15 protein-coding genes are annotated in these 21,165 nt (G+C 72.9%); 7 read left to right on the top strand and 8 right to left on the bottom strand.

Features of this window, described 5'->3' with window-relative positions; translation table 11 throughout:
• Nucleotides 1-62: 62 nt before the first annotated feature.
• The 4 genes from ACI79Q_RS05610 to uvrB form a co-directional block, all read right to left on the bottom strand.
• Nucleotides 63-2,027, bottom strand: a complete 1,965-nt coding sequence (locus ACI79Q_RS05610; RefSeq protein WP_456614347.1) for a S9 family peptidase — start codon at nt 2,025-2,027, stop codon at nt 63-65.
• Between the two features lie 57 nt (nt 2,028-2,084).
• On the bottom strand, nt 2,085-3,185 hold the full coding sequence (locus ACI79Q_RS05615; RefSeq protein ID WP_456590306.1) for a TerC family protein: 1,101 nt from the start codon (nt 3,183-3,185) through the stop codon (nt 2,085-2,087).
• A 142-nt stretch (nt 3,186-3,327) separates the two neighbouring features.
• Nucleotides 3,328-4,473 (bottom strand): TerC family protein, encoded by a 1,146-nt coding sequence (locus ACI79Q_RS05620; protein ID WP_456614348.1) that lies wholly within the window; start codon nt 4,471-4,473, stop codon nt 3,328-3,330.
• A gap of 288 nt (nt 4,474-4,761) precedes the next feature.
• Nucleotides 4,762-6,876, bottom strand: a complete 2,115-nt coding sequence (uvrB, locus tag ACI79Q_RS05625; RefSeq protein ID WP_456587807.1) for an excinuclease ABC subunit UvrB — start codon at nt 6,874-6,876, stop codon at nt 4,762-4,764.
• 505 nt (nt 6,877-7,381) lie between these two features.
• On the opposite strand from uvrB, the gene glgX reads away from it, so the two are divergent.
• Together glgX and treY are read left to right on the top strand one after the other, a co-directional pair.
• The gene (gene glgX, locus ACI79Q_RS05630; RefSeq protein WP_456598848.1) at nt 7,382-9,493 is read left to right on the top strand and encodes a glycogen debranching protein GlgX; all 2,112 of its coding nucleotides are present in this window, start codon (nt 7,382-7,384) and stop codon (nt 9,491-9,493) included.
• Nucleotides 9,490-11,838 carry a malto-oligosyltrehalose synthase gene (gene treY, locus ACI79Q_RS05635; RefSeq protein WP_456614349.1) on the top strand — a complete coding sequence of 783 codons (2,349 nt, stop codon included), beginning with the start codon at nt 9,490-9,492 and terminating at the stop codon, nt 11,836-11,838. Before glgX ends, treY begins: the two co-directional genes overlap by 4 nt.
• Nucleotides 11,839-11,887: 49 nt before the next feature.
• Here the strand turns inward: treY and ACI79Q_RS05640 are convergent, their stop codons facing one another.
• Both ACI79Q_RS05640 and ACI79Q_RS05645 read right to left on the bottom strand, forming a co-directional pair.
• Nucleotides 11,888-12,847, bottom strand: coding sequence for an ATP-grasp fold amidoligase family protein (locus ACI79Q_RS05640; RefSeq protein ID WP_456614350.1), 960 nt, complete (start codon nt 12,845-12,847; stop codon nt 11,888-11,890).
• A 241-nt stretch (nt 12,848-13,088) separates the two neighbouring features.
• Nucleotides 13,089-13,853 (bottom strand): hypothetical protein, encoded by a 765-nt coding sequence (locus ACI79Q_RS05645; RefSeq protein WP_456614351.1) that lies wholly within the window; start codon nt 13,851-13,853, stop codon nt 13,089-13,091.
• Nucleotides 13,854-14,064: 211 nt separating this feature from the next.
• Between ACI79Q_RS05645 and ACI79Q_RS05650 the strand changes: the two genes are divergently transcribed.
• Nucleotides 14,065-14,805: a hypothetical protein gene (locus tag ACI79Q_RS05650; protein WP_456614352.1), complete on the top strand. Its 741-nt coding sequence runs from the start codon at nt 14,065-14,067 to the stop codon at nt 14,803-14,805.
• Nucleotides 14,806-14,807: 2 nt separating this feature from the next.
• Here ACI79Q_RS05650 and ACI79Q_RS05655 read toward each other — a convergent pair whose 3' ends face one another.
• Complete coding sequence (locus tag ACI79Q_RS05655) at nt 14,808-15,701, bottom strand: ATP-grasp fold amidoligase family protein (protein ID WP_456614353.1); 894 nt, start codon at nt 15,699-15,701, stop codon at nt 14,808-14,810.
• A 478-nt stretch (nt 15,702-16,179) separates the two neighbouring features.
• Here ACI79Q_RS05655 and treZ point away from each other — a divergent pair, with 478 nt between their 5' ends.
• Together treZ and ACI79Q_RS05665 are read left to right on the top strand one after the other, a co-directional pair.
• On the top strand, nt 16,180-17,934 hold the full coding sequence (treZ, locus tag ACI79Q_RS05660; protein WP_456612875.1) for a malto-oligosyltrehalose trehalohydrolase: 1,755 nt from the start codon (nt 16,180-16,182) through the stop codon (nt 17,932-17,934).
• Nucleotide 17,935: 1 nt separating this feature from the next.
• On the top strand, nt 17,936-18,676 hold the full coding sequence (locus ACI79Q_RS05665; RefSeq protein WP_456614354.1) for a dihydrofolate reductase family protein: 741 nt from the start codon (nt 17,936-17,938) through the stop codon (nt 18,674-18,676).
• Nucleotides 18,677-18,697: 21 nt separating this feature from the next.
• Here ACI79Q_RS05665 and ACI79Q_RS05670 read toward each other — a convergent pair whose 3' ends face one another.
• Entirely contained in the window at nt 18,698-19,282 is a 585-nt protein-coding gene (locus ACI79Q_RS05670) for a maltokinase N-terminal cap-like domain-containing protein (protein WP_456614355.1), read from the bottom strand.
• 93 nt (nt 19,283-19,375) lie between these two features.
• Here ACI79Q_RS05670 and ACI79Q_RS05675 point away from each other — a divergent pair, with 93 nt between their 5' ends.
• Both ACI79Q_RS05675 and ACI79Q_RS05680 read left to right on the top strand, forming a co-directional pair.
• Nucleotides 19,376-19,978 carry an NUDIX hydrolase gene (locus ACI79Q_RS05675; protein WP_456614356.1) on the top strand — a complete coding sequence of 201 codons (603 nt, stop codon included), beginning with the start codon at nt 19,376-19,378 and terminating at the stop codon, nt 19,976-19,978.
• Between the two features lie 60 nt (nt 19,979-20,038).
• Nucleotides 20,039-21,109 carry an ATP-dependent DNA ligase gene (locus ACI79Q_RS05680; RefSeq protein WP_456587796.1) on the top strand — a complete coding sequence of 357 codons (1,071 nt, stop codon included), beginning with the start codon at nt 20,039-20,041 and terminating at the stop codon, nt 21,107-21,109.
• Nucleotides 21,110-21,165 lie beyond the last annotated feature (56 nt).

Here is a 21,165-nt window from a genome sequence, read left to right on the forward strand (position 1 = left end):
ACGGAAACGACCCTCCGTGACGGGCTGCGACGCTCGGCGACCGTCGCCGGGCGGGCGGGACCTCAGCCCGCCCGGCCGGCCCCGTCCACCGGAAGCCACCGGCGCCACCAGCGGAGCAGGTGCTCCAGGCGGTCCACCCGGTGCCGGGGGCGGCCGCGTCGCGCCAGCTCGTGCCCCTCGCCGGGGAACAGGAGCAGCTCTGCCGGCACCCCGCGCCGGACCAGCTCCGCGTACAGCCGCTGCCCCTGCTCCAGCGGCGTCCGCCGGTCCTCCTCCGCGTGGACGACCAGGGTCGGGGTGCGGATCGTCCCTGCCCGGGCCAGCGGGCTCTGCGCCGCCAACCGCTCTGGGTCGGTGCCCAGATGCGTGTCGACCAGGTACCAGCCCGCGTCGGAGGTACCGGCGAAGGCGACCGGGTCGGTGAGCGCCCCCTCCACCACGGCCGCCGCGAACCGGTTCGTCCGGCCGATCAGCAGCGCGGCCAGCGAGCCGCCGTAGGCGCTGCCCATGATCCCCACCCGACCGGCGTCCAGCGCCGGCTCGGTGAGCACCGCGTCGAGGAAGGCCAGGACGTCGTCGGCGTCCGGGCCGCCCCACGCGCCCCGGACGGCCCGCCCGTGCGCCGCGCCGTAGCCGGAGGAACCACGCGGGTTGCACTGCACGACCGCGTACCCGGCGGAGACGAGGACCTGGACCTCCTCGGCCAGCTCCCAGCCGCACTGGCGGAACGGCCCGCCGTGCACCACGAGCAGCACCGGGTGCGGGCCCGGCCCCGGTGGCGCGGTCACCCAGCCGTGCACCGGGTACCCGTCGGGGGCGTGCGCGGTGCACTCCCGCATCCGGTGCAGCCGACCGGTGGCACCGAGGTGGCGGCCGAAGCCGGTGAGCAGCCGGCGCCCCCTACCGCCGAGGGCCAGCAGCTCCCCGGCCGACCGGTCGTGGCCCACCGTGGCGACGACGACCCTGCCCCCGGCGGCGATGCCCCGGACGGTGAACGGGCCGTCGACGAGCGTCTCGGGTGGCCCGCCGTCCAGCGGTACCCGCAGCAGCTCGACCGCGCCCCGTCGTTGGACGCCGACCAGCACCGCTCCGTCGGCCAGCACGGTCGCGGGGGTGGTGTCGCCCCGCCCGTGCTGCTCGGGGTCGAGGAGCACCGCCAGCGGGCCGCCGTCGACGGGGACCCGGCAGGGCACCGGCTGCCGGGCGGCCGCGTCCACGCCGTCCGGGCCCAGGTCGGGGATCGCGGTGAGCACGATCGTGGCGCCGTCCGGCGTGTACGCCGGGGAGGAGCAGTCGCCGCGGGACTGCGTGACGCGACGGAGCGCGGACCCGTCGGGACCGATGACGTACACGTCCCGGACCAGGTCCCTGTCCGCCCGGTCGTGGCGCGCCGACACGAACGCCAGTTCGGCGCCGTCCGGGCGCCAGGCCACGTCCGCGCAGTCCGCCTCCCCCGCCGTCACCTGCACCGGCTGCGGGGGCGCGGCGGTGTCGTCGGCGAAGTCGGCCGGCAGCGAGGCGACGAAGACCTGGGCGGGGCGGTCGCGGAAGAAGCCCAGCCCGTCCCGGCGGTAGGTCAGCGTGGTGATCAGGCGCGGCGGCTCGGCCTCCGGGCGCACACCGGGGACCGTGCCGTACCGGCCGTGCTCGGGCACCCGTGCGACGTAGGCGATGCGGCGGGAGTCCGGGGACCAGGCCGGCGCACCGGCACCCAGCGGGTGGTCGGTCAGCCGACGCGGCGCGCCACCGGCGGCGGGCAGCACCTGCAGCTGCGGACGGCCACCTGGTTCCGCGCCCAGATAGGCCAACCACCGACCGTCCGGGGAGAACTGCGGGTCGGTGTCGCACCGGCCGGTGGTGAGCGGGCGCGCCGGCGCGGAGCCGTCGGTGGGCACCGCCCACAGCTGGCTGCGGTACTCGTCGGCGACGGGGTCGGGCCAGCCGACGGCCACGACCGCCATCCGACCGTCGGGCGAGACCGTCGGCGTCCCCGGCGTGCGCAGGAGGGCGAGGTCCGACGGGCGCATGCCGGCGACGCTAGCCGAGGGATCGGGGCCGGCCGCCCGGCGGCCGGGCCGTCGCCGTCAGCGTGCTGCGCCGCCTCCGCCCGGGCCGCTGGTGTCGGCGATCCGCGCCTCGGCCGCTGCTGCGGCCTCGGGCCCTCCCGGCGCCACCGCCTCGGCCTCCTCCGGCTCGATCACCGGCTCGTCGGCCGAGACGAGCTGGCCCCGCGTGCGCAGCAGGCTGGCGATCGTGGCGACCACGAGGACGCCGAGGATGACCGACAGCGACAGCCAGATCGGGATCTCGGGAACGGCCTCGATGTGCTCGCCGCCGTTGATGAACGGCAGCTCGTTCGTGTGCAGCGCCTCCATCACCAGCTTGACCCCGATGAAGGCGAGGATCACGGCGAGGCCAAGCGAGAGGTAGACCAGGCGCTTGAGCAGGCCACCCAGCAGGAAGTAGAGCTGACGCAGCCCCATGAGCGCGAAGACGTTGGCCGTGAAGACGATGAACGCCTCCTGGGTGAGGCCGAAGATCGCCGGGATGCTGTCGAGCGCGAAGAGCAGGTCGGTCGTCCCCAGGGCGAGGAAGACGATGATCATCGGCGTCCAGAGCTTCGCGCCGTTCTCCGTGACCCGGACCTTGGCGCCCCGGAAGTCCTGGGTCATCGGCAGCACCCTGCGCATGCGCCGGATGAACGGGTTCTCCTCGTAGTCCTCGTCCTCGCCGCGGTGGCGGACCAGGTTGATCGCCGTGTAGACGAGGAACGCACCGAAGACGTAGAAGACCCAGGTGAAGCGCTCGATCACCGCGGCGCCCAGCAGGATGAAGATGCCGCGCAGGACCAGCGCGATGATGATGCCGACCATCAGGGCCTCCTGCTGCAGGTGCCGCGGCACCCGGAAGCGGGCCATGATGATCACGAACACGAACAGGTTGTCGACCGAGAGCGAGTACTCGGTCAGCCAGCCCGCGTAGAACTCGGTCGCGGAGGTGCCGTCGGCGACCCAGAACAGGATTCCGCCGAACACGAGGGCCAGCGCCACGTAGAACGCGACCCAGCCTCCCGCCTCCTTCGTGCTGGGTTCGTGCGGGCGGCGGGCGACGATGGCGAGGTCGGCGAGCAGCAGGACGGTCAGCCCCACCAGCGTCGCGACCTCGAACCAGACGGGGAGGGCCACGCGCCGGAACGCTACGTACCGGAACGGCGGCCCGCCCGGCGAACGACGGGCCGGGGGCGGTGAGGCTGCTCACGTGCCGCCGCGGCCCGCCGGACGGCCGGCTCCGCCCGGGGAGACCACCCCGGGCGGAGCCGGCCGGGGCTCAGTCCGTCGAGCCGTCGTCCCGCGAGGTCACCGGGGCGTTCCTCGGGTCCGGCGGACCCTCGCCGCGCCCGGGGGTGTCCAGACCGTCGTGGCTCCCCGGAGCGGGCACGTTGCGCCCGGTCCGGTCGGCGCCCGGGTCCCCGGCACCCGTCGGGCTGGTGTAGCCGGCTGCCTCGTCGCGCTTGTTCTTGGCCAGGCTGGCGACGGTGGTGATCAGCAGGGTGACGAGGATGACCGTCAGGGACAGCCACGTCGGGATCTCGGGCACCACGGTGACGTGCTCCCCACCGTTGATGAACGGCAGCTCGTTCTCGTGCAGGGCGTGGATGAGCAGCTTGATCCCGATGAAGCCGAGGATCACCGCGAGGCCGTAGGCCAGGTAGACCAAGCGGTCGAGCAGGCCGTCGATCAGGAAGAAGAGCTGCCGCAGCCCGAGCAGCGCGAAGGCGTTGGCGCTGAACACCAGGTAGGTCTCCTGGGTCAGCCCGAAAATCGCCGGGATGGAGTCGACGGCGAAGAGGATGTCGGCGCTGCCGATGGCCACCAGTGCGATCGCCAGGGGCGTGATGTAGCGCTTGCCCTCGAGCTTCGTGACCATCCGGTCGCCGTGGTACTCCTTCGTCGTCGGCACGGCCTTGCGGGTGAGGCGGAGGAGGAGGTTCTCCTTGAACTCCTCGTCCTCGTTGTGCCCGCCGCTGCGCGCCTGCGCCCAGGCGGTGTAGATGAGGAATCCGCCGAAGAGGTAGAAGACCCAGCTGAAGTTGTTGATCGCCGCGGCGCCGACGAGGATGAAGGCGGTCCGCAGGACCAGCGCGAACGCGATCCCGAACAGCAGCACCTTCTGCTGCAGCTCCCGCGGTACCGCGAAGCTCGCCATGATCAGCACGAAGACGAACAGGTTGTCCACCGAGAGGCTCTTCTCGGTGATGTAGCCGGCGAAGTACTCACCGCCGTACCTGCCGCCGTAGGCCCACAGGATCAGCAGTCCGAAGACGACCGCGATCCCGACGTAGATGGCCGACCAGGTGGCCGATTCCCGCAGGGTCGGCGCGTGCGGCGTGCGCACGTGCCCGTAGAAGTCGAACACGAGCATGCCCACGATCGCGCCGACCGTGACCGCCCACACCCAGAAGGGCACGTCCATTGCAGAAGACCTCCGGTATCACTGCCAGCCATCCGGCACCGGAGGTCTCTCCCGCCGCCGGCCCGAGGCCTGCGGCCGGCAGCACCGGAGGCCATGGGACCTCGTGATGACGACGCTGCCGCGCGGGGATACTCCCCTCCATTGTGCATCCCGCCGCCGTGCAGACGTCGTCGGATGCGGGCGCCGGGGTGCTGGGCGACACGCTACCCCGAGGGCGCCGGAACCACCGCCCGTGCGTCCAGGCGCGCCGCCCGGTGCCCCGCTCCCGGGCCCACCGGCCGGCCGCCGTCAGGCGTGCGCGGCGTCGAACTGGCGCAGCTCCTTCTTCAGCTCGTTCAGCTCGTCCCGCAGGCGGGCGGCGACCTCGAACTGCAGCTCGCGGGCGGCGGCGAGCATCTGCTCGTTCATCTGCGTGATCAGGTCGGCCAGCTCGGCACGCGGCAGGCCCTGCACGTCGATCGAGCCGGCCTTGACCTTGCCCTTCGACGACAGCCCCGGCACCGGGGCCTTGCCGCGGGACTGCTGCCGCCCCGATCCGCCGACGAGCTCGACCGACTCCGAGTCCTCCGCCTCGCGGTAGATACCGTCGAGGATGTCGACGATCTTCTTCCGCAGCGGCTGGGGGTCGATGCCCCGCTCGGTGTTGTAGGCGATCTGCTTCTCGCGCCGGCGGCTGGTCTCGTCGATCGCCTGGGCCATGGACGGGGTGATCTTGTCGGCGTACATGTGCACCTGGCCGGAGACGTTGCGCGCCGCGCGGCCGATCGTCTGGATCAGTGACTTGCCCGACCGGAGGAAGCCCTCCTTGTCGGCGTCGAGGATCGCCACCAGCGACACCTCGGGCAGGTCCAGCCCCTCGCGCAGCAGGTTGATGCCGACGAGCACGTCGTACTCGCCCTGCCGGAGTTCCCGGAGCAGCTCGACGCGGCGCAGGGTGTCGACCTCGGAGTGCAGGTACCGCACCTTGATGCCCAGCTCGAGCAGGTAGTCGGTCAGGTCCTCGGCCATCTTCTTGGTGAGCGTGGTGACCAGGATCCGCTCGTCCTTCTCGGTGCGCAGGCGGATCTCGTGCACCAGGTCGTCGATCTGCCCCTTCGTCGGCTTCACCACCACCTCCGGGTCGACCAGCCCCGTCGGCCGGATGACCTGCTCGACGACGTCGCCCTGGACGCGGCCGAGCTCGTAGTCCCCGGGCGTTGCCGAGAGGTACACCGTCTGGCCGATCCGGTCGGCGAACTCCTCCCACTTCAGCGGGCGGTTGTCCATCGCCGACGGCAGCCGGAACCCGTGCTCGACGAGCGTGCGCTTGCGGCTCATGTCGCCCTCGTACATGCCGCCGATCTGCGGCACGGTCACGTGCGACTCGTCGATGACCAGCAGGAAGTCGTCGGGGAAGTAGTCGATGAGGCAGGCACCGGCGCTACCGGCCGCCCGGCCGTCGATGTGCCGCGAGTAGTTCTCGATGCCGGAGCAGAACCCGACCTGGCGCATCATCTCGATGTCGTAGGTGGTGCGCATGCGCAGCCGCTGCGCCTCCAGCAGCTTGCCCTGCTTCTCGAGCTCCGCCAGGCGTACCTCCAGCTCCGCCTCGATGGAGGCGATCGCCCGCTCCATGCGGTCGGGGCCGGCCACGTAGTGGCTGGCCGGGAAGACGAACAGCTCCTCCACCTCGCGCACGACCTCGCCGGTGAGCGGGTGCAGGTAGTACAGCCGCTCCACCTCGTCGCCGAACATCTCGATCCGGACGGCGAGCTCCTCGTAGACCGGGAAGACCTCGATCGTGTCGCCGCGCACCCGGAACGTGCCACGGGTGAAGGCGAGGTCGTTGCGGGTGTACTGCTCGGTGACCAGGGTGCGCAGCAGCTCGTCGCGGTCCCGCTCCTCCCCCACCGAGATCTTCAGCGCGCGGTCGACGTACTCCTCGGGCGTGCCCAGGCCGTAGATGCAGGAGACCGTGGACACCACCACGACGTCGCGCCGGGTGAGCAGGCTGTTCGTGGCCGAGTGCCGCAGCCGCTCGACCTCCTCGTTGATCGAGGAGTCCTTCTCGATGTAGGTGTCCGTCTGCGGGACGTAGGCCTCGGGCTGGTAGTAGTCGTAGTAGGAGACGAAGTACTCGACCGCCGCGTCGGGCAGCAGCTCGCGGAACTCGTTGGCCAGCTGCGCGGCGAGGGTCTTGTTCGGCGCCATCACCAGCGTCGGGCGCTGCACCTGCTCGATCAGCCACGCCGTGGTCGCGGACTTGCCGGTGCCGGTGGCGCCGAGCAGGACCACGTCCTTCTCCCCGGCGTTCACCCGCTCGGCGAGCGCCTTGATCGCCGCCGGCTGGTCGCCCGCGGGCTCGAACTCGCTGACGACGCGGAAGCGCCCCTGCGTGGGCCGGAGATCGGTGGTCGTGCGCACGCGACGACGGTACGTCGGCGGTGTGACAGAAGGCGTCGCGCGCGCACCGGGCGGTGGCTGGGGCGGAGGGGACGGCGGCGGCGGGGCCGGTACTTGTCTGCTCCGGCTCGCACCCCTAGCGTGCCCAGTCGCAGGAGCGGTCCGCGCCGAGGACCAGCGCCACCCGGGGCTCCCCGGGCGAGGTCGGACCCGGCGCGCCGCCGGCCCCACCCCACCGGGCAGGTGGCACCGCCGCCCCCCGGTCGGCCGGGCCCCCGGTGGCATCCCGGCCGGACCTGCGCACGACGCCCCCCGCGGTCCGCCGCGGGGGGCGTCGTCGTCCGTCGGAGCGGCGTCCCGCCGGAGACCCGGGGCACGGTCGCCGGTCTCACGCCCGCCGGAGGTGTGGCGAGCCCCGGACGCGGGCACCGGGGTCCCGACGTCCGTCCCGACCCGGTCACGCGAGCACGCGCCCGGGTCTCCCGCCCCCAGCCCCGGGGCGCCCTGCGCAGGAGGAACGACCCAGATGACCCAGGTGTGGCCCGGTAGCGCCTATCCCCTCGGTGCCACGTACGACGGCACCGGAACCAACTTCGCGATCTTCAGCGAGGTGGCCGAGAAGGTGGAGCTGTGCCTGTTCGACGAGGACGGCAACGAGGAGCGGGTCCGGCTGCCCGAGATGGACGGGTACGTCTGGCACGCGTTCCTCCCCGGCGTCCACCCGGGCCAGAAGTACGGCTTCCGGGTGCACGGGCCCTACGACCCCTCGCAGGGCCTGCGCTGCAACCCGAACAAGCTGCTGCTCGATCCGTATGCCAAGGCGATCGACGGCCAGGTCGCCTGGCACCCCTCGGTCTTCGGCTACGACTTCGAGACCCAGGAGCGCAACGACGAGGACTCGGCCCCGCACATGCCGAAGTCCGTCGTCGTCAACCCGTTCTTCGACTGGGGCGTCGACCGCCCGCCGAAGACCCCCTACAACAAGACGGTCATCTACGAGGCCCACGTCAAGGGGCTGACGATGACCAACCCGCGGATCCCCGAGGAGCTGCGCGGTACGTACGCCGGCATCGCCCACCCGGCGACGATCGAGCACCTCACCGACCTGGGCATCACCGCCCTCGAGCTGCTGCCGGTGCACCGCTTCGTGCAGGACGACACCCTGCAGCAGAAGGGCCTGCGCAACTACTGGGGCTACAACTCGATCGGCTTCTTCGCGCCGCACGACGAGTACGCCAGCGACACGACGGCGGGTCAGCAGGTGCAGGAGTTCAAGGGCATGGTGCGCGCCCTGCACGAGGCGGGCATCGAGGTCATCCTCGACGTCGTCTACAACCACACGGCCGAGGGCAACCACCTGGGCCCGACCCTGTCGTTCAAGGGCATCGACAACCGGGCGTACTACAAGCTCGTCGAGGGCGACGAGCAGTACTACATGGACTACACCGGCACCGGCAACACGCTCAACGTCCGGACGCCGCAGGCGCTGCAGCTCATCATGGACTCGCTGCGCTACTGGGTCACCGAGATGCACGTCGACGGCTTCCGCTTCGACCTCGCCTCCGCCCTGGCCCGCGAGCTGCACGCCGTCGACCGGCTGGCCACCTTCTTCGACCTCGTGCACCAGGACCCGGTCGTCAGCCAGGTGAAGCTGATCGCCGAGCCCTGGGACGTCGGCGAGGGCGGGTACCAGGTCGGCAACTTCCCGGCCCTGTGGACCGAGTGGAACGGCAAGTACCGCGACACGGTCCGCGACTTCTGGCGCGGCGAAGGCGGCACGATCGGGGAGTTCGCCGACCGCATCTCCGGCTCCTCCGACCTCTACCAGCACTCGGGCCGGCGACCGGTGGCCAGCATCAACTTCGTCACCGCGCACGACGGCTTCACCATGCGCGACCTCGTCTCCTACAACGATAAGCACAACGAGGCCAACGGTGAGGGCAACAACGACGGCGAGAGCCACAACCGCAGCTGGAACTGCGGGGTCGAGGGCGAGACCGACGACCCCGACGTGCTGGCCTGCCGGGCCCGCCAGCAGCGCAACTTCATCACCACGCTGATGCTGAGCCAGGGCGTGCCCATGCTGCTGCACGGTGACGAGCTCGGCCGCTCGCAGGGCGGCAACAACAACGGCTACTGCCAGGACTCGCCGCTGACGTGGATCGACTGGGAGAACGTCGACGAGGGGCTGCTGGAGTTCACCAAGAAGGTCACCAAGCTCCGCGCCGACCACCCGACGTTCCGCCGTCGCCGGTTCTTCCACGGCCGGCCGGTCCGCCGCGGGCTGGGCGACCCGGTGCCCGACATCGCCTGGCTCGCCCCGACCGGCGAGGAGATGGCCGACGAGGACTGGGACGCCGCCTACGCCAAGTCGCTGGCGGTCTACCTCAACGGCGTCGGGATCCGGGAGACCGACGAGCGCGGCGAGTACGTCTCCGACGACCACTTCTACCTGGCGTTCAACGCCTCGCACGAGCCGATCGAGTTCACCCTGCCCAGCGCCGACTACTCGCGGAGCTGGACGCCGGTGCTCGACACCGCCGAGATGCACGAGGTGGAGCCGGTCGAGGTGAAGCCCGGCGAGACGGTGACCGTGCAGGCCCGCTCGATCATCGTCCTGACGGGTCCCGCCCAGTGAGCGAGCCCATCCAGGTGCCCGGGGACGAGCGTCGCCGCGCGGACCCCACGGCGACGTACCGGCTGCAGGTGCACGCCGGCTTCCCGCTGCAGGACGCCGCCGAGGTCGCGGGCTACCTCGCGGACCTCGGCGTCACCCACGCCTACTCCTCCCCGCTGCTCCGCTCGGCCGAGGGCAGCAACCACGGGTACGACACCGTGGATCACGCGCACATCGACGAGGCGCGGGGCGGGCAGGCCGGCTTCGACCGGTTCGTCGCCGCGCTGCACGAGCACGGGCTCGGGCTGGTGCTCGACCTGGTGCCCAACCACATGGGCGTCGACGACCCGGCGGCGGCGCCGTGGTGGTGGGACGTGCTGCAGCACGGCCGGGACAGCGCGCACGCGGACGCCTTCGACATCGACTGGGACTTCGGCGGCGGGAAGGTCCGCATCCCCGTCCTGGGCTCCGCGGACGACGTCGAGAAGCTCGAGGTGGTGGACGGGGAGCTCCGCTACTACGACAACCGCTTCCCCATCGCCCCCGGAACCGGGGACGGAACGCCGCAGGAGGTGCACGCGCGGCAGCACTACGAGCTGGTGGACTGGCGCCGCGCGGACAGCGACCTGAACTACCGGCGCTTCTTCGCGATCAACACGCTCGCCGGGCTGCGGGTCGAGGACCCGGCGGTCTTCCAGGCCACGCACGAGCTGGTGCTGCGACTGGTGCACGACGGAGCCGTCGACGGGCTGCGCATCGACCACCCGGACGGGCTGGCCGACCCGAAGGGATACCTGGACCGCCTGGCCCAGGCGTCGGACGGCCGGTGGACGGTCGTGGAGAAGATCCTCGAACCCGGGGAGGACCTCCCCGAGAGCTGGGCGACGGCGGGGACGACGGGTTACGACGCCCTCGCCGAGGTGGACGAGGTGCTCGTCGACCCGGCCGGGGAGCCGGCGCTGACCGCGCTGGACACCGAACTCGCCGGCCGGCGGGTCGACTACGCCCAGCTGGTCCACGACTGCAAGCGCGAGGTCACCGACGGGATGCTCGGCTCGGAGGTCGCCCGGCTGGTCCGGGTCATCGGCGCGCTCGGAGGGGCGGGCGGCGGCGCGGTCGACCGGGAGCAGGAGACCGAGGCGCTGGCCGAGCTGCTCGCCTCCTTCCCGGTCTACCGGAGCTACCTGCCCGACGGCCGGGAGCACCTGGACCGGACCGTGGCCGCGGTCCGGGAACGCCGCCCCGACCTGGCGCCGGCGCTGGAGGCGCTGCACCCGGTGCTCTCGCAGGCCGGTACCGAGGCGGCCACCCGCTTCGAGCAGACCAGCGGGCCGGTCATGGCCAAGGGCGTCGAGGACAGCGCGTACTACCGGTGGGCGCGCTTCGCGGCGCTGAACGAGGTGGGCGGTGACCCGGCCCGCTTCGGCAGCACGGTGGCCGAGTTCCACGAGGCACAGCGCCGGCGGCTGGCGTTGCGGCCGCGGTCGATGACCACGCTGTCCACGCACGACACCAAGCGCAGCGAGGACGTGCGCGCCCGGCTGGCGGTACTCGCCGAGCTCCCCGCCGACTGGGCGCGGCTCGTGCGGGGCTGGATCACCCGGCACCCGCTGGCCGACCGCTCGCTGGCCCACCTGGTGTGGCAGAACCTGGTCGGCGCGTGGCCGCTCTCCCGGGAGCGGGCGCACACCTACGCGGAGAAGGCGGCCCGCGAGGCCGGCACCTCGACCACCTGGACCGCTCCGGACCAGGAGTTCGAGGAGCAGCTGCACGCCCTGGTCGACGCCGCGTTCGACGACCCCACGACGCGGTCGGAGATCGACGCCTTCGTCACCCGGATCGCGCCGCTGGGCTGGTCGAACTCGCTGACCCAGAAGCTCCTGCAGCTGACGATGCCCGGTGTCCCCGACGTCTACCAGGGCACCGAGCTGTGGGACTTCTCCCTGGTCGACCCGGACAACCGCCGCCCCGTGGACTACGCCCTGCGCCGGCAGCTGCTCGCCCGGCTCGACGGCGGGGAGGTGCCCGCGGTGGACGAGACCGGCGCGGCGAAGCTGCTGGTCGTGTCGCGCACCCTGCGCGCCCGCCGGGACCACCCCGAGTGGTTCACCGCCTACGAGCCGGTGGCGGTCACCGGGGCGGCGGCCGACCACGTGATCGCCTACGACCGCGGTGGTGTCGTCGTGGTCGGCACGCGGCTGCCGGCGAAGCTGGCGCAGGACGGCTGGGGCGACACCGCACTCCAGCTGCCGAACGGCGCGTGGCGGGACCTGCTCACCGGTGGACGGACGGTCTCGGACGTCGCCGGTGTCGCTGCCGACGTCGTGCTCTCCCGGCTGCCGGTGGCTCTGCTCGTGCGGGAGTAGGCGGCACCGCCGGTGGCGCCGGAGCATCCTCCCGCGCCACCGGCCGACGTCACGACACCATCCGGGCCTCGGGCGGTGCGGTCGCACGACGCCGCCGGGGTCCTGGCTCCGGCACCGGGTGCGGTGCCGTCGGCAGGGACCAGTGCTCCCCGAGCCAGGCATCGAACGAACGGGGCTCGTACCGCATCGTGCCCCCGCTCGGGTACGGCGTGAACTCGCCGAACCAGACCGCGTTCCCCGTGGTGTAGAGGTCGACCCGCATGAAGTCGAAGGACCGCCCGAGGACCCGCGCGGCGTGCAGCATGGCGGCCAGGTTCTCCGGCGCCGCCATCGGCGGCCCGCACGGGGCGACGAGCTGGACGGGGATCTGCTCCCACTCGGGGGTGTAGTAGCTGCGCGTCTGCTCGCGCGTGAACCTGCCCCGGTCCACCTGGATCGCGGCGACCTCGCCGTCGAAGACGAGGAACTTGAAGTCGTCCAGGCGCGCTCCCCCGGCGATGTGCTCCTCGAGCATGAACAGCTTGCGCGCCCTGCTGTAGGCCCACTCCCCCAGCAGCGCACTCTGGTCGTCCCGCAGCCACTCCCGCGTCGCCGCCACGGTCGACGCGTCGATCACCTCCGAGGCCGCCCCGAAGCGCACCAGGCCGCTGCGGTGGTTCGGCTTGAGCACCCACGGGCGGTCGAACGCGCGACCGACCACCTCGCCCAGGTCCTCGCCCCACCACAGGGTCTCGGGCACCAGCACGCCGGCCTCCTGCTGGAGACAACGCGCGTGCTCCTTCATCGCCAGCTTGTCGCAGGTCCACTCCAGTTCGGGCCGGCGGTCCCGGAGGATGCGCCAGCTGACCTTCTCGGTGAACGTCCGCGGGTCGCGGAGCCGAGGGAGGCGCCGCTGCCCGGCCAGGTAGAGGTACCGCCGCCGGGCGGCCGGCGGCAGGAAGCCGGCGAACCGGCGGTGCGCGGGCTGCAGGCGCGAGCGGAGAACCGCGTTGAGCTGGCTCCGGGGCATCACGAGCTCCTTCCGCGCGGGGCACCTGTTCGTCCGACGTTCTCCTGACCGTGGTGGACACAGGTATCCCACCGTGGCCGAGAGGCTAGTGCGGACAACGCCCCCCCACCTCCCTCCGTCGAGCGAGAGCCGCCGGCGGGCTGGGCCACGTGACCCGTCGAGGCGGTTTCCACGGCGAGCGGGGATCGCTCAGGGAGCAGGCGGCATTCCGCGGCCGTCGGACCGCAGGTGGCTCAGGTGGTCACGACAGCGAGGTGCCCGGCCGGTGCTCGGCGAGGTCGACCGGTCGTCGGGCGAGCCGGACGGTCGACCGGGACACCGAGATCATCGCCGCCAGGAAGACGATGGCACCGGCCATCTCCAGTGACTCCTCGATCGAGGAGGCCACGACGAACGCCAGGCTGCCCTTCTGGCCACCGTTGAGGTCGTAGGCGAGGCCGCCGATGGCCTCGACGCCCATCGCCCCTCCGACGTACAGCACGGCGGCGATCACGACGAGTCGACCGATGGAGGTGGGCAGCGCGCGCAGGAATCCGAGGTAGGCCAGCGCGAAGGCGACGACGACGGGCGCCGCGACCAGGATCCAGCCGAACGAGAAGATGCCGCGGGCGTCGATCAGCGAATCGACCACCACCTCGGCCGATTCGTGCAACCTGGCCGCCTCGTCGGCGGAGAGGTAGGCGAAGGCGACGGCGAGGAACGCCCAGTGCCGCCACCACCTGTCCTCCGCGGTGCGACGGTCCACCGCGATCCCCCAGACGACCAGGGCCGAGAGCAGCAGGATCGTCGCGGACAGCCAGGACGCCAGATTGGCCTCCTGGTCGACGCTGAAGATCCGCAGCAGGCCCTGGAAGCCGAAGAAGACCGGCTGTCGCACGCCGCTGTCGAGCTCGGCCGCGTTCGCCGGCTGGGCCGCGACCACCCGCAGCACGAGGCTCACGAGGTTGATGACGATCGCGGCCACGCTGAGCGCGACGAGCAAGCGTCGGGTATTGCCGATCGGCACCATCGTGACCGTCTCCCGCCATCTCGAGCCCCATGGGCAGTCATCGATCCGGCGACCCTAGCCCCGGCCTCCCCCGGGTCCGTCCCCGGTCGCGTCCCGGGTGGATGCGGACGGCGGGGGGGGCACCCGCTGGCCGTCGCCCCCGAGCTGCGGCTGCCCCCGCGGTCGCCGGGACGAGCCGGGCGGCCCCCCGTGGGTAGCATCCGGCTGCGTGACCGGAGGACGAGACGCGGAGCGGGTGCGGCTGCTGTGGACCGGCGGCTGGGACTCGTCGTTCCGGCTGCTGCACCTGGTGCTCGTCGAGCGACGCCCGGTGCAGCCGATCTACGTGATCGACACCGGTCGACCGAGCACGCTCTTCGAGCTCCGCGCCATGGAGGCGATGCGTGCAGGGGTGCTCGCACGACTGCCGGACCCGTCCCTCCTGGCCCCCACCGCATTCGTCCTGGCGAGCGACCACCCGCCCGGTCCGCGTGACGCGGCGATCGGGGAGCGTCTGCGCCGGGAGACGACGATGGGCACCCAGTACGTCTGGCTGAGTGGTCCTGCCGAGGCGCTCGGGTGGTCGGACGTCGAGCTCTGCATCGAGCGTTACGAGTCCGGCCTCAGCGACTGGCAGCGCAGGGTGTTCGACGAGCCGGGGCAGCTCAACGGCTCGCCGGAGTCGGAGCTCTTCCGGTTCTGGTCGTTCCCCGTGATCCACCTGACCAAGGAGGAGATGCGGCAGGTCGCGCGGGCCCACGGCTTCCTGGACCTGCTCCTGCTGCGCTGGTTCTGCTTCCGCCCGCTGGACGGCAAGCCGTGCGGCCGGTGCCGGCCCTGCCGGCTGACGCACGACGAGGGCGTCCGGTTCGCCAATCCCGTCCTGGTCACGGTGCGCGACCTCGGCCGCAAGACCAGGAAGGCGCTGCGGGAACCCGCCGCGGCGCTGGACGTGCTGCGCCGACGCTGACCTCAGGACGAGAGCTCCGGCACCGACCACCGCGCCCCGAGCCACTCGTCGAACTCGGTCGGCTCGAACGGGGTGACGCCGCCGCCCGGGTACGGCGTGAGCTCGCCGAACCAGACCGTGTCCCCCGTGGTGTACAGGTCGACCCGCATGAAGTCGAAGGGCTGGGCGAGCACCTCCGCCGCGCGCAGCATCGCGGCCAGGTTCTCCGGAGCTGCCGTCGGTGGCCCGCTCCGCACGGTCTTCTGCACGGGGAGGGGCTCCCAGTCGGGCGTGTAGAAGTTCCTCGCCTGTCCCGTCGTGAACCTGCCCCGATCCACCTGGATCGCGGCGACCTTCCCGTGGAAGACGAAGAACTTGTAGTCGTCCAGCGGTTCGCCGGCGGCGATGTCCTCCTCGACCAGGAACAGCTTCCGGGCCTGGCTGTAGGCCCACTCCCCCAGCAGCACCCCCTGGTCGTCCCGCAACCAGTCCCGCGTCGCCGCCACCGTCGCGGCGTCGATCGTCTGCGCGGCCGCCCCGAACCGCACCAGCCCGCTGCGGTGGTTCGGCTTGAGCACCCACGGGCGGTCGAACGCCCGCCCGACCACTGCGCCCAGGTCGTCGCCCGCCCACAGCGTCTCGGGCACGGCGATCCCTGATCGGTCCTGCAGCTGGCTGACGTGCTCCTTGGCCGCCAGCTTGTCGCAGGTCCACACCAGCTCGGGCCGCCGGTCGTTCAGGATGCGCCAGTTGACCTTCTCCGAGAACGTCCGTGGGTCCCGCAGCCGAGGCAGTCGCCGGTGCCCGGCCAGGTACAGGTACCGCCGCCGGGCGCTCGGCGGCAGCAGCCCCGCGATCCGGCGGTGCGCCGGCTGCAGGTACGAGCGGAGAACGGCGTTCAGCCGACTACGGGGCATGGTGAAGTCCTCCTGCGCGGGACGCCGGCATCTCCGGCGGCCGTCTCTCCGTGGCGCACACGGGTACCCCGCGGCCGCGGAGGGTCTGGATGGGAGCTACCGTCCCGGAACCCCGCCGCGGTGGACGCACGCCGCCGGCGGATCCGGGCCGCTCAGAAGCGGATCGCATCGATCACCTTCGCACGGACGGCGATGATCACCGGCAGCAGCCCGGCGAGCGCGGTCGCGCAGACGCTCTCCAGCACCACCGCGGAGAAGTTCCGGCCGGACGTCCTCGTCCCGGGCCTCCGACAACGCGCCGAGGACGCCGGTCACGCGACTCCCCGGCCGGTCGCGGCGTCGAGCGCACCGACCTCGATCGCGCCGTCGAGCGCAGCGACCTCGATCGCGTGGTTGGGCGCCGGCGGTGCGGGCATGAAGCTCGCGCCTGGAACCCCTCGGCCAGGTCCGTCCCGCCCGCCCCCCTGGAGGCCCCCGCATGTCCGCACCCGTCGAGTTCTCCGTCTGGGCCCCGCTGCCCGAGCGCGTGCGGGTCCAGGTCGACGGCACCGTCCACGACATGCGCCGGGACGAGGGCGGCTGGTGGCGCGCCGAGGTGGAGGCCGGGCCGGAGGCCGACTACGGCTTCCTCGTGGACGACGACAGCACGCCCCGCCCCGACCCGCGGTCCCGTCGCCAGCCCGAGGGCGTGCACGGGCTGTCCCGCCGGTTCGACCCGTCCGCCCACCGCTGGGGCGACGGTGCGTGGACCGGCCGCCAGCTCGCCGGCGGCTCCGTCTACGAGCTGCACGTGGGCACCTTCACCCCGGAGGGGACGCTGGACGCCGCGGTCGCGCGGCTGGACCACCTGGTCGACCTCGGGATCGACTTCGTCGAGCTGCTGCCGGTCAACGCCTTCGACGGCACCCACAACTGGGGCTACGACGGCGTGCTCTGGTACGCGGTGCAGGAGACCTACGGCGGCCCCGCCGCCTACCAGCGCTTCGTCGACGCCTGCCACCAGCGCGGCCTGGGCGTGATCCAGGACGTCGTCTACAACCACCTCGGCCCGTCGGGGAACTACCTGCCGCTGTTCATGCCGATCTTCAGCGAGGGCGGCGCGAACACCTGGGGGGAATCGGTCAACCTCTCGGGGCCGGACTCCGACGAGGTGCGCCGCTACATCCTCGACAACGCGCTGATGTGGCTGCGCGACATGCACGTCGACGGGTTGCGGCTGGACGCCGTCCACGCCCTGGTCGACGAGCGGGCCACCCATCTCCTGGAGGAGATGGCGCAGGAGGTGGACCGCCTCTCGGCGGCCGTCGGGCGGCCGCTGACCCTGATCGCGGAGAGCGACCTCAACGACCCCCGGATGGTGACCCCGCGGGTGGCGGGCGGCACGGGCATCCACGCCCAGTGGAGCGACGACTTCCACCACGCGCTGCACGCCACGCTGACCGGCGAGGACCAGGGCTACTACCGGGACTTCGCGCAGGCCGGGCTGGGCGGCCTGGCCAAGACCCTCACCGGCGCCTTCTTCCACGACGGCGCGTGGTCGAGCTTCCGGCGCCGGCACCACGGCCGGCCGGTGGACACCGCACGGCTGCCGGGCTGGAAGTTCATCACCTATCTGCAGGACCACGACCAGATCGGCAACCGTGCCGTGGGCGACCGGATCTCGGCCTCCCTCTCCCCCGGGCTGCTGGCCGTCGGTGCGACGCTCGTGCTGACCAGCCCGTTCACCCCCATGCTGTTCATGGGCGAGGAGTGGGGCGCCGCCACGCCGTGGCAGTTCTTCACCAGCCACACCGACCCCGAGATCGGCCGGGCGACGGCGGAGGGGCGCAAGGGCGAGTTCGCCGAGCACGGCTGGGACGCCGACGAGGTGCCCGACCCGCAGGACCCCGAGACCTTCACCCGGTCGAAGCTGGACTGGTCGGAGCTGGGCGCGGAGCCCCACGACCGGCTGCTGGCCGTGCACCGCTCGCTGCTCGCCCTGCGCCGGGCGCACCCGGACCTGGTGGACGCCGACCTCTCCGCCGTGCAGGTCAACTGGGACGACGCCGACCGCTGGCTGGTCGTGCACCGGGGCTCCCTGCGGGTGGTGGCGAACCTGGCGGACCAGCCGCGGGAGATCGACCTCGACGTGCCGGCCGGTGACGTGCTCTTCGCGACCGGTGAGCTGCCGGACCTCGACGGACGCACGGTGACGCTGCCCCCGGAGAGCGCGGCCGTGCTCGGCACCCGCTGACGTGCGCCGGCTGTTCCCCGAGCCGGCCGAGCTCGACGACGCCGGCCTGGTCGAGGCCTACCGCTGCCCGCCGGGGCGGTGGCTGCGGATGGACTTCATCGCCTCGCTCGACGGCGCCATCACCGTCGGCGGGGTGAGCGCCGGCCTGGGCTCGCCCGGCGACCGCCGGGTGTTCCGCGTGCTGCGCGCGCTCGCCGACGTCGTCCTCGTCGGGCACGGCACGGCGGCGACCGAGGGCTACCGGCCGGTGCTGCCCGACTCGCCGGTCGGGCGGCTGCGGGACGAGCTCGGCCGCACCCCGACCGCGCCGGTCGCCGTCGTCTCCCGGCGCGCCGCGCTGGACCCGGCGGGCACGCTGGTCACCGCCGCCGTCTCCCCCACGATCGTGGTCACCTGCGCCGCCGCCGACCCCGGACGCCGCGCGGCCCTGGCCGCGGCCGGCGTCGAGGTGCTGGTGTGCGGCGACGACGACGTGGACCTGCCCGCCGCCCTGGAGGCGCTCGCCGGGCGCGGGCTGGAGCAGGTGACCTGCGAGGGCGGCCCGCAGCTGCTGCGCACCGCGCTGGCGGCCGGGGTCGTCGACGAGCTGGACCTGTCGGTGTCACCGGCGCTGGTCGGCGGCGAGGCCCGGCTGCTCGACGCAGCCCTGCCGGCACCGGTGCGGTTGACGCTGCGCCAGGTGCTCGAGGAGGACGGGATGCTCTTCACCCGGTACGGCGTGGACGGCGCGTCGCTCGCGTAGGGAGGAACCGTCGGCCCGGGGTCACGCCCGGACGACGGCGACGGTCCCGCGCACGACGGTGCCGTCCGCCGCGGTCCACTCGGCCTCGATCGAGCCCGCGCCCTCCCCCGGTGCGCCGTCGCCGGGCTGCAGCACCCGGACGAACTCGACCGAGCCGGTGGCCTCCGGCGCGCCGGCACCGGTCCAGCGGCGCGCCACCGAGGGATCGGGTGTGTCGCTGTCGTCCTGGTGCTGCGCCTCGGCCGCCCCCGCGACGAAGGCCCGCACCTGGGCGACGGCGACCGGGTCGTGCGCGGCGTCGTAGACCCAGCGCGTGCCGAGGACGCCGTGCTCGGACGTGCCGAGCAGCCCCTCCTCCGCCCCGGCGAGGGGTGCGCCGCGGTAGCTCAGCGGCACGAAGTAGGTCGTCTCCCGCCCTGGGGGGCCGTCGGCGACCACGATGAACTCGAGCCCGACCTCGCCCGCGGGGTCGTCCAGCCGGAACCCCCCGGCGCGCCGCAGCGCCGGCGGCGCGCCCGGCGGGCGGTACCAGGGCTGGCGGGGCAGCCACCCGCCGATCAGCTCGAGCTTGGTCGGCACCATCGTCGTCCGGTGGATCGTCGCCATGGCCCCATCCTGCTCCCGTGGACGGCACCGCAGCAGGTGGCGTGCGAGGGTGGGGCGACGGACGAGGCCCGCGAGCCGGTACGAGGAGAGCCCGTGGAACCGCTGGACCGGGACGGCATGGCCGGGCGTCTCGCCGGCTTCCCGCGGGTGGCCGCGGACCGGCCCGAGCTGAAGCAGGCGGCCGTCGCCGTGTGCGTGACCGTCCGCGACGGCGCTCCCAGCCTGGTGATCACCCGCCGCGCCGCGGGGCTGCGGGCGCACGCGGGTCAGTGGGCGCTGCCCGGCGGGCGGCTCGACGCCGGTGAGGGCCCCGTCGAGGGCGCCCTCCGCGAGCTGCGCGAGGAGGTCGGGCTCGACCTGGGGCCCTCGGCCGTCCTCGGGCTGCTCGACGACTACGTGACGCGCTCGGGCTACGTGATGACGCCGGTGGCCTGCTGGGCCGGTCCGGTCGACCGCCTCACCGGGTCCGAACGCGAGGTGGCCGCCGTCCACGAGGTGCCGCTGGCCGACCTCGACGTCGACCCGGTCGTCGAGACCATCCCCGAGTCCGAGGCGCCGGTGATCCGGCTGCCGCTGCTGGGCGGCCACGTGCACGCGCCCACGGCGGCGGTGGTCCACCAGTTCTGCCGGATCGCCTGCCGCGGCGAGGTGCAGCGGGTCGTCCACTACGAGCAGCCGGTCTTCGCCTGGCGCTAGCCGTGGCCACCGCCGCGACGCGGCCGCCGCCGGTGCGGTGGTGCTGCTTGACTGACCGGCATGGATCTGCCCGTGCAGCCGCCGGTGAAGCCGATGCTGGCCAAGGCCGCGACGAAGGTGCCGACCGGCGACGACTGGTTCTACGAGCCCAAGTGGGACGGCTTCCGCTGCATCGTGTTCCGCGACGGCGACGAGGTGGAGCTGGGCAGCCGCAACGAGCGCCCGCTGACCCGCTACTTCCCCGACGTCGTGGCGGCGGTCAAGGCCAACCTGCCGGAGCGCTGCGTCGTCGACGGCGAGATCATCGTGCCGCGGGGCGACCGGCTGCACTTCGAGGCGCTGCTGCAGCGCATCCACCCCGCCGAGTCCCGCGTCACCCTGCTCGCCGAGCAGACGCCGGCGTCGTTCGTGGCGTTCGACCTGCTGGCCGTGGGCGACGAGTCGCTGCTCGAGACGCCGTTCGCCGACCGGCGGGCCCGGCTGGAGACCGCGCTGGCCGGCGCCCGTGCGCCGGTCTACCTGACCGGCGTCACCCGCGACCCCGCCACCGCCGAGCGCTGGTTCGAGACCTTCGAGGGCGCCGGCCTCGACGGCGTCGTCGCCAAGTCGGCCGCCCTGCCCTACGGCCCCGACCAGCGGCTGATGACGAAGGTGAAGCACGTGCGGACGGCGGACTGCGTCGTCGCGGGTTTCCGCTGGCACAAGAGCGGGCCGATCGTCGGCTCGCTGCTGCTCGGGCTCTACGACGGCGGCGAGCTGCAGCACATCGGCGTCGCAGCGTCCTTCCCGATGAAGCGCCGGGCCGAGCTGGTCGAGGAGCTCGCGCCCTACCGCGCCGAGGCGCTCGACGGCCACCCCTGGCAGGACTGGGCGAACGCCCAGGTGCAGGCCGACGGCGAGCAGCGGATGCCCGGAGCGGTGAGCCGGTGGAACGCGAAGAAGGACCTCTCGTGGGTCCCGCTGCGGCCGGAGCTGGTCGTGGAGATCAAGTACGACCAGCTCGAGGGGCGTCGACTCCGTCACACCGGTCAGTTCCTCCGCTGGCGACCCGACCGCGACCCCCGCAGCTGCACGTACGACCAGCTCGAGGTGCCGGTCCGCTACGACCTGGGCGAGGTCCTGGAGGGCTGAGACGGTGCTCCGCGGCGGCCTTTCTGCAGGGGCCCGCCCCGAGCGTGCGAGCGGTG

Source organism: Blastococcus sp. SYSU DS0828 (assembly GCF_054050975.1).

Excerpts from the sequence above, each read along its gene's own strand:
- ACI79Q_RS05680 (WP_456587796.1), top strand. The coding sequence starts at position 20,039 with ATGGATCTGCCCGTGCAGCCGCCGGTGAAGCCGATGCTGGCCAAGGCC.
- ACI79Q_RS05620 (WP_456614348.1), bottom strand. The coding sequence starts at position 4,473 with ATGGACGTGCCCTTCTGGGTGTGGGCGGTCACGGTCGGCGCGATCGTG.
- ACI79Q_RS05655 (WP_456614353.1), bottom strand. The coding sequence starts at position 15,701 with ATGCCCCGTAGTCGGCTGAACGCCGTTCTCCGCTCGTACCTGCAGCCG.
- ACI79Q_RS05670 (WP_456614355.1), bottom strand. The coding sequence starts at position 19,282 with ATGGCGACGATCCACCGGACGACGATGGTGCCGACCAAGCTCGAGCTG.
- glgX (WP_456598848.1), top strand. The coding sequence starts at position 7,382 with ATGACCCAGGTGTGGCCCGGTAGCGCCTATCCCCTCGGTGCCACGTAC.
- ACI79Q_RS05640 (WP_456614350.1), bottom strand. The coding sequence starts at position 12,847 with ATGCCCCGGAGCCAGCTCAACGCGGTTCTCCGCTCGCGCCTGCAGCCC.
- ACI79Q_RS05610 (WP_456614347.1), bottom strand. The coding sequence starts at position 2,027 with ATGCGCCCGTCGGACCTCGCCCTCCTGCGCACGCCGGGGACGCCGACG.
- treZ (WP_456612875.1), top strand. The coding sequence starts at position 16,180 with ATGTCCGCACCCGTCGAGTTCTCCGTCTGGGCCCCGCTGCCCGAGCGC.